Below are 9,251 nucleotides of genomic sequence, written 5' to 3' on the forward strand. Positions count from 1 at the left end.
AAATCCCCTCCAAGTAATAGTGTACCATGTGTATACATGGTCTTTTTCACACTGTCTACCTAAAGGGGATAATATCACTAAACTGGGCTTTTTTTATACATACTATTACTTCCCAACTATGCGGAAAAGAAAAAACCGTCGATAAATTTATGTTTTAAATATTCAGAATTAATATTAAAATATAAAATGGGGATAGGGGTATGGAATTATAAAATTTATACATAACGAGGGAATAGAAATGAAACTACAATTAAAAGCAGATTTAGGGCTACTACTAGTTACATTCTTTTGGGGTGCATCTATCTTACTTACAAAAGTTGGACTCGAAGGCATAGAAGAATACAATTTAATCGCATTACGATTTATTATTGCCTTTCTTTTATCAGGTTTAATATTTTACAAACATGTATTCAAAATCAATTTTAAAACGGTAAAATATGCATTTATACTCGCTTCTGTCTTATTTATCGTTTACATTTTCGCTACTTTCGGCACAAAGTATACGAGTGTTTCTAATGCTGGTTTCTTACTATGTCTCACAGTCATTTTCATTCCGATATTATCAGCTATATTTTTAAAACACATTCCGGAAAAGAAAGTTATAGTAGGAATCATTTTAACGATAATAGGAATCGGCTTATTAACATTAACGAGCGAATTCAAAATCGGTAACGGCGATATATTTTGCATACTGTCAGCCTTATTTTATGCCATTCACGTCATCATTACCGGAAGCGTAACGAAACATGTGAACTCCATTGCACTTGGAGTCATACAACTCGGTTTCGTCGGTCTATTTAGTCTTATATTTTCATTCATTATAGAAACGCCAAAACTTCCTAGCACAACCAACTCATGGTTAATTATCTTAGCCTTAAGCATATTTTGTACCGCAGTCGCATTCATCGTGCAAGTGATCGCCCAGCAATACACGACGCCTACACATACAGGCCTTATCTTTTCATTAGAACCTGTTTTTTCAGCAGGCTTTGCTTTCGTTTTCACAGGTGAAACACTTACCGGAAAAGGATACTTAGGAGCGACGCTTATATTAGTAAGTGTGTTGATTGCTGAGATGGATTTTAAGAGTTTGCTAAAGGTAAATTACAAGAAAAATATGGAATAAATATTTTACCAAAATAAATAACTACACATCCACATTAAGAAAATTCGTTTGTATTATTCTCTTAATCTAAGTGTACTTCTAAGTGAATATCTGTCCCTCAGAAGAATATTCAGGTGACTGAAGCGTACTGTGCTATGCCTTTTATTCAGCGACAGGAATTTTATTTCCTGTTGCTGATATTAGTTTAGAATAAAGTTTGATTAATAATAATGCCCCCCCTATTTTTTAGAAAACAATTCTAATTCATCAAAAGCTGATAATTAATAATAATTTATAGTCCAATACATCCCACTTACGTAAACAAAAAAACGTCAGATCTACAGGAGAAATTTTCAAAGATTATCACCCTTAGTTTAACAGTAACTTTTATCAACAAACGGATGCATTAGTAAATAGGATATGTGGCTGAAATGCTTTATACAATTGATGGACATGGTATGTGAATATTTTCTTACTATTGGAGGGATTTCCTAATGGTTGATGAAATACAACAACTTATTCAAGAACATAGACAATTTTTCCATCATGATCATACAAGAAGTCTTCAATTTCGGCTTAAACAGTTAGAAAAGCTAAAAAATTCTATTCAAAAATATGAAAGTCAAGTGCTGAGCGCATTATATCAAGATTTACACAAAAGCGAGTTTGAAGCATACGCTGCAGAAGTTGGTTTCGCATTTAACAGTATCAATTTTATAATGAAATATCTAAAACAGTGGATGAAACCTCAAAAAGTAAAAACCCCTATTCATTTTGCACCATCCAAAAGCTACATAATAAAAGAGCCATATGGTACCGTGCTAATTATTGGGCCTTTTAATTATCCATTTCAATCATTAATTGAACCTCTCATTGGGGCAATTGCAGCAGGAAATTGTGTAGTTCTCAAGCCTTCAGAAAATGCACCAAATGTTTCAGCTGTAATGAACAAAATAATAAGTGAAACGTTTGATAAGCAATACATTCGTGTAATTGAAGGAGGCAGTGAAATAACTTCTTTATTGATTCATGCACCTTTTGACCACATCTTTTTTACTGGTAGCGTTCAAGTTGGAAAAATTGTCATGGAGGCTGCGGCGAAAAATCTTGTACCAGTAACATTAGAACTTGGTGGAAAAGGCCCCGCTATTGTCGATGAAACCGCTAACCTCGATATAGCAGCCAAGCGCATTATCTGGGGAAAATTCATAAATGCTGGCCAATCCTGTATTGCACCTGATTATGTTATTGCACACAAATCTATCAAAGTAAAACTGATTTCGAAAATGAAAGAAATCATTACAAACTTTTATGGATTAGATGTATTAAAAAGCAATGATTATGGTCGAATTGTTAATGAGAGACAATTCGATAGACTTCTTTCTATATTAGAGCAAGACAAAAATTATATAGTATTTGGTGGAAATTCATCTAGAAGCCATTTATATATTGAACCAACACTTCTTGAAGTAAAATCATGGGATGATGCAGCTATGAAAGAAGAAATTTTCGGGCCAATTTTACCAATTATGGATTACAATGATTTAGATGAAGTCATTCATACGATTAACACCCAACCCAAACCGTTAGCTTTGTATGTGTTTACTGAAAACAAAAATGTTGAAAAGCAGGTATTAGGACGAATTTCTTTTGGAGGAGGATGCGTCAACGATACAATGTCACATATGGCTAATCTCCACTTACCTTTTGGCGGAGTAGGAACTGCAGGATTTGGCTCCTATCATGGGAAACATAGTTTTGATGCTTTTACACATCGTAAAAGCATTTTAAAGAAAAGCTCAAGGATAGATTTAGGGTTTTTATTTCCACCGTATAGGAACAAAATTAATATTTTGCGAAAGATTTTTAAGTAATACGATTTGTTAAACATTCATGTTGATATTAAAGAAGGAATAATAAAGGGAATTCAGTAGAATGGACTCCCTTTACCTTGTAATAACCTAATCTATTTTTAGCGATGGTTCTCCCTGCTTTAAACAGGATAGGGATAGGGATACGAGTTAACAATGTTCTAGCTTATACAAATATGAATGAAGTGCTTTATTTTATCTTTGCACCAGAACCGCTAAAGAAAATGAAAATAATATACAAATTTTCCGTCTTAAGATCTGTATTTCCTCCAATTATTAAACGAACAATCTTCCCTTTCTCTTTTCCTTTCATAATTGAAGCCGCTTCTACTCCGTTCTTCAAAACACAAGCTTCTCCCTCCCACTAATTCACCCTCTCCACAAACCGCCCAAACTCCTTCAAAAATCTCAGCTTAAAACTCCCCACAGGTCCATTCCGATGCTTCGCCACATGAATCTCCGTCATCTCTTTCTGCATCGTTTCCTTATCGTAATAATCTTCGCGATACATAAGCATAATAACATCCGCATCTTGCTCAATTTGTCCCGTCTCTCTTAAATCGGATAAAAGCGGGCGCTTATCTTGACGCGACTCTACAGAACGAGATAATTGCGACAACGCCATTACACAAACATTTAAATCACGCGCTAACAACTTGAGCTTACGTGAAATTTCACTGATCTCCTGAAATCGATTGCCCTTATGCTTTGGATCTCCCGTAATAAGCTGCAAATAATCTACAATTACTAAAAGCTTCTTATCACCATGCTTCCGCTTTAACTTACGAGTTTGCATCCAAATATCTTGCACCGTAACACCTGCATGATCATAAATCTCAAGTGGTAACTCACCAATCTCCGCAAACGCCTTACTCACCTTTTCCCAGTCTTCCATCGCAAAACGGTGCTTCGGATTTTTCAGCCTACCACCTGACACTTCACCTACGCAAGAAGCCATTCTTTTTAACAATTGCTTACTACTCATCTCTAACGAAAACAATCCAACCGCCGCTCCAGACTTCGCCGCATGCAGTCCAACATTTAACGCAAACGCAGTCTTTCCCATAGAAGGGCGCGCACCAAGGACAATGAAATCACCTTCCTGCAATCCGCACGTCATTTTATTTAGCGATATATAACCAGTCTCAATACCAGTATTCTCTTTCGTATCTTGATGAAGCTCTTCATACAAACCAACTAACGCATCCTTCAAATCAAACTCACATACGCAGTCCTTTTCCTCTAACTCACAAAGTGCCGTAATCGTCTCACCAATAATTTTCTCATTCTTCTCCGCAATAAGACGCTCTCCCATCTTGTGCCCGAGAACACCCGCCTGATACATTTTCCAGGCACTTCGAACAAGCCCCTCATAATAAGAGAAGTTACTAGTCGCAGGCACACCATCCATTAATCCTATAAAATACTCCATTCCCCCGATCCCCTTCAAAAAATTCGGATCTACTCTAGAAATGAACGTCACAAGATCAATCGGTTGCCCCTCCTCTTCCATTTTTCGCATTAACTGAAATATAGACTTGTGCACGGGCATAGAAAAATAGTGCTCCGTCAAACGGCACTCCTTCATAAGCTCTCCATCAAGTAATAGAGAACCTAGCACCGTCTTTTCCGCCTCTACATTTTGAATACTCATGGCCGCCACCCGCGTTCCGCTAAAAAGCGCTGCAACTCTTCCTCTGACGGCGTATTCTTCTCCCACTCCTCACACTTCGCCAAAAAATTCTCCGTCTCTCCGCTACTAACAGACGACTCCTTCTTCCTAAACTTAGCCGTATCCGCCTCAACCTCAGACACTTTCGTAAATCCTTTCCCGTGCCATCCCCTCAAAATCCCCTTCACATAAGCCATCTTCCGATTTTTATTCTCATACGAAATTTGAAGAGCCTTCAGCACAAGCTCCTCTGACAAATCATTCATCCACGCATTCAATTCCTCTACCGTATACGGAGACAAACTACCAAAATGTTGTTCATAAAACGTGAACACCTTACTTCCCGTTTCTTCCTCTATATCCTCTTCTTTCTCTTCTTTCTCTGCCTCCTCGCAAACTGGATCGACATCATCCATAGTCATATCACTAGGCATACCGAAATGCGCTAATAGCATCGGAACATTCAGCTCCTCCTCTACGCACTTCTGCAAAAACATATGTACAAACTCCGTATTCTTCACACCCTTCAGCTCACGGAGCACACACTTCTCCACATTTGTATTCGTCACAGGATTATAACGAAGCCAATTTAAAATGAATAACTCCCGCGTCTCCGCATCATAAAGGATCTTTCCATAATCAATGAAGCGCTGCAAGAGCTTATCAACAGTCTCCCGGTTATAACCCGTCTCCATCTCAGCTAACCGCTTTGGAAAAGGAAAAATCCCACACTGCGTCGTCTTCGAACAAGTTAACAAATAAATATAAAAATACCGCTCCTCCGGCGTCAAATCCAAAACAAAATCATCCTGCCAAAAATTCACCTGCACATTACGATACACCGCCATCCTAATTCCTCCTGTCTCCATTCAAAAATGAAAAATCCCTCTTTGTACTATATATAGGAAGGAGGGCCAGGTTTTTGGCGTGTTATTTCAAAATTTTTTTCGACTCCTACTACGGTGTTTGTTGGTGTTTTTGTTTTGTTGTGTTTTTTCTTAGTGATTTATTACTTTGTAGGGGCTTGGAAGGGGCTTAGGAGGGGCTTTTTATCGGTTACTTCGATTAGGAAGACTCGATCTGAGAAGCCGCCTCTTTCTTTTGCTTTCTTTTTGCGGATGTTGTTGATTTCTTCTAGTGTTGCGCCTTCGTGTTCGGCTAGGGGGTTTATTAATTCTAGTAGGTCGGATAGTTCTTCTAGTTTATGTTCATTTGTGTTTGCTTCTAGATATTCGGTTAGTTCTTCTTGTGTTTTTTTGCAGAGTTCTTTTATGTATTCGTCTTCGGGTAGGATTCTTGTTGTGGGTGTTTTTCCGTTGGATTTTATTATTTGTGGGATTTTGTTTCTGATTAGTTTGTTGTGGGTTGGCATGGGATTTCCCTCCGTTTGGTTTTTCTTCTATTAATTATTGTCATCTTTCTAATATTATTAAATTTGAGAGCCTAAATTCTTTTTAATATCAAAATTAACACACAAAACTCAAAAAGACATTGCACCTAATAAATTTGAAGAGATAGTTTAACTACCTCTTCAAATTACAACAATTATGCCACTTAAATAAACCAACAAATACTACTAATAATATTTATCCTATTTTTTCTTCCCCATTAACTCATTAAGATTTCTTCCATCCTCCGATTTCCACACTGTAGTTCCTGTCACTCTATTTCCACCAATAACTCCTGCCGCTTCACTAGGTGTGTCAAACAGTGTATCTCGTACAAATTCGTAACAATCCTCTCTTCGTTCCACTATCCCTTCTGCTATTAATCTTTCTCTAATTTTATGATTCCCTTCTTGCATTCCTTTTTTTACGTTTAGAACCATTTGAGAACCTTTTTGAACTAAAATTGTATGTTTCTTTCTTTTTTCCTCTGCCTTACCTTTGTACAAACCTATGGCTTTAATATCATAAGAAGAAAAATAAAGTATAGTATCTATAGGAATCTCTTTTTCAGGTTTTGGTTGATAACCAAATAACAATCCCTCAGTGAATTCTTCCTCTATTTCTAACTCTTCGTCCTTTACATCTACCATTGAAACCTCATTATAATCCATAAATCCTTTTAAAATCCCCTCAAAGTCCTCGCCAAATAATTGACTAAATGTAAATTCAATTTCTTCCTTTTCAAGTTCATTTATATGGTTTGTATATTTAAAAATATAATCCTCAATAGATGAATCTTCATGCTTGTATATTTCATTCCACAAATAGAATAATACTTTTTCTACAAAACTTTGGGTATGGATTACTGCACTATTTCCGGCCGGCATAATAAAACGATTTCCTAACTGTTTATCTTCACTTTCCGTAATAGAATAGATTTTGGCGTTTATCTTCCTTAGAAAGTCTTCCCACGAATAATATTCTTCCATAACTTTAATATAAAAATTTGATGCACCTTGATAATTAATCCCTTGATATCGCCAAGACCATCTTCTAATAAATGCAGAATCTACTGGAAATACCGATTGATCCGATGTATTCATTGTAGCAAAGATATAAAAATTACTTGGGAACGCCAACTTTAAATGTTCCTCATCTTCTTCTAATAACAACTGTTCTTTTATAAACTCACTCATTTCTAAAGGAACATTAATACTATACTGTGATTCACCCGTCATTGAATTTCTATCTAACAACTGAAAAAAGTCACCAAAAATGGCACTGCAATTCCCTCGGTTAATTTCATCAATTACTAAAATAACTGGATCATCTTGCATACATGCTTCTACATAGGAACGCAACAATATTCCAGGTATGAATTTATAATTCAATCTCTCTTCCTTATTTTCTAACCTCTCCATAATAGGTCGATAGGTCCCTACAAAATCACTATAATCATATTCTGGATGAAATACAGTTCGGAATACATTATCTTCCGATATACCAAATTGTTCCATTATTTGCTTAATAGTACAAGACTTTCCTGTTCCTGGTGGTCCATAAAATATTATTTGATGTGATAGATTCGGTAACATAAAAAAACACCTCTTATCTTTATTTGAAAACAATGGAATTTATTAAAATATTACTATTGGACTTAACACATTCTTTTACTAAATTTGAATCTTCCCTGTTTTTTTCTAACACTAAAACTGCCCTATCTTTTCCTATAAAAAACACTTTCCCCCAAAATATATAGTAATTACTCTTTATAAAATTTTTGAGGGTTTCTTCCTGCAATATAAACATGTCATACACATGATTATAATAATCAGCAATTCTTGTTCTTACTATTTTTCTAAACAATGATTGATATTGTTGTTTTATTTTTTGAATTTTAATCGTATACGCTTTCATCAAAAATAATAGATTTATCTTAAAGTAAAAAATATGAAAAGTATCTCTATCAAAAAAAACATTTTCAAATTGTTTTGTTATTAATGGTTGGTTAAAAGGAACTATCGGTATTTCTGGAATTTTTTTATATTCTTCATGATTTATATCTCCAAATACAAAAAAGTTAGGTATCGCATCATACCCCCTAGAAAAATCTTCACGCAGGAGAATATTATGTTTATCAAAATAGCCGCGATTTTTTTCGAATTCCTGAATGATATTTCTTGAGTACGTAAATTGTTTAAATATAGAGTTTGTATGTACAGTTTCCCCTTTATAGTATTTCGAATCTCCAATAAAGAAGATTTTACTTCCTGTTACAAAAGATTTCCCGCTAAAAATATGATCAATAATTTTCCCATCCTTTTGTACTTTTAAAACTGCTAAATGCTCTTTATCTGATAAAATCTCATTGACCATATCTTCAAATAATAAATTAAAATTGAAAACTACTATATATCCAACACTATCTTTTTTCGCGCTAATAGATTCATATTGATAATATGCATTTAATAATTTAACTAGCTGTTTCATATCATCCCTAATATAAAGGCTCCGTATATTCTTTAAAATCTTTGGAATTTTTCTTTCAAATTTTATAAATTCTCTTAATGGCATAATTGGTAAGTGACTATCTAAAGATATATTTATATTATAAGTGCACTTTATCTTATTTAAGAGTGAATAAAATACCATTAAAACAATATCATTCTGACTAAGTCTTGAATTCGAGTATTTGAAATGAAAATAATGTACATTTTCATCATACATAACTGGCATATTCTTTTTTATTGTTTTATTCCAATGAATTTTATTTGTCTTCTTTTTGTCAATACCCTTTTCCTTAATATACAGGTGTTGATTTTGTTTATGAAACTTGATTACAGAAAAGATTGTTTCAATAATGGACAATTTCTTGTCTTCCATATTTGATAAAACAGATAAATCGTCTGGGTGCTCATTTTTATTTTCTCGTTGATATTTCATTAAAGTTTGAAAAAGAAGTATGGTAAAATCATGAACAAAAGCTACTTTTTCTTTATTCCCCTTTAACGCATTTCTGTAGTCCTGTTGCGCAAACTCCTCTACATCTATATCATTAAATAATGTGCCATCTTTCTCAAATAATTTGGGTAAGACTATATAAATTTCTCGTGCATTATTTGTATAAAAACCTACACATTGCAATACTGCATGATTTTCATCCACATCTTTTATAAATCTTGGCTCAAACAATTCATACAGTAATTCTTTCTTAT

General features: G+C 34.6%; 8 protein-coding genes. 2 read left to right on the plus strand and 6 right to left on the minus strand.

Features of this window, described 5'->3' with window-relative positions; all coding sequences use genetic code 11:
• The first annotated feature begins 238 nt into the window (after nt 1-238).
• Both JDS92_RS28400 and JDS92_RS28405 read left to right on the plus strand, forming a co-directional pair.
• Nucleotides 239-1,126: a DMT family transporter gene (locus tag JDS92_RS28400; protein WP_000776051.1), complete on the plus strand. Its 888-nt coding sequence runs from the start codon at nt 239-241 to the stop codon at nt 1,124-1,126.
• 473 nt (nt 1,127-1,599) lie between these two features.
• Nucleotides 1,600-2,979 (plus strand): aldehyde dehydrogenase, encoded by a 1,380-nt coding sequence (locus JDS92_RS28405; protein ID WP_199632924.1) that lies wholly within the window; start codon nt 1,600-1,602, stop codon nt 2,977-2,979.
• A 187-nt stretch (nt 2,980-3,166) separates the two neighbouring features.
• On the opposite strand, the gene JDS92_RS28410 is transcribed toward JDS92_RS28405, so the two are convergent.
• The 6 genes from JDS92_RS28410 to JDS92_RS28435 form a co-directional block, all read right to left on the minus strand.
• On the minus strand, nt 3,167-3,319 hold the full coding sequence (locus JDS92_RS28410; protein WP_000788475.1) for a hypothetical protein: 153 nt from the start codon (nt 3,317-3,319) through the stop codon (nt 3,167-3,169).
• A gap of 21 nt (nt 3,320-3,340) precedes the next feature.
• Entirely contained in the window at nt 3,341-4,630 is a 1,290-nt protein-coding gene (gene dnaB / locus JDS92_RS28415; RefSeq protein ID WP_199632925.1) for a replicative DNA helicase, read from the minus strand.
• The gene (locus JDS92_RS28420; RefSeq protein ID WP_199632926.1) at nt 4,627-5,496 is read right to left on the minus strand and encodes a DnaD domain-containing protein; all 870 of its coding nucleotides are present in this window, start codon (nt 5,494-5,496) and stop codon (nt 4,627-4,629) included. Before JDS92_RS28420 ends, dnaB begins: the two co-directional genes overlap by 4 nt.
• 161 nt (nt 5,497-5,657) lie before the next feature.
• Nucleotides 5,658-6,020, minus strand: a complete 363-nt coding sequence (locus tag JDS92_RS28425) for a nucleoside triphosphate pyrophosphohydrolase (RefSeq protein ID WP_199632927.1) — start codon at nt 6,018-6,020, stop codon at nt 5,658-5,660.
• Nucleotides 6,021-6,239: 219 nt separating this feature from the next.
• Nucleotides 6,240-7,631: a DUF4357 domain-containing protein gene (locus JDS92_RS28430; RefSeq protein ID WP_199632928.1), complete on the minus strand. Its 1,392-nt coding sequence runs from the start codon at nt 7,629-7,631 to the stop codon at nt 6,240-6,242.
• Nucleotides 7,632-7,650: 19 nt separating this feature from the next.
• Nucleotides 7,651-9,251 (minus strand): LlaJI family restriction endonuclease (locus tag JDS92_RS28435; protein WP_199632929.1); only part of this gene is annotated, 1,601 nt, incomplete at its 5' end.

This window comes from Bacillus cereus group sp. N12 (assembly GCF_016483575.1).
Taxonomy (GTDB): Bacteria; Bacillota; Bacilli; order Bacillales; family Bacillaceae_G; genus Bacillus_A; species Bacillus_A toyonensis.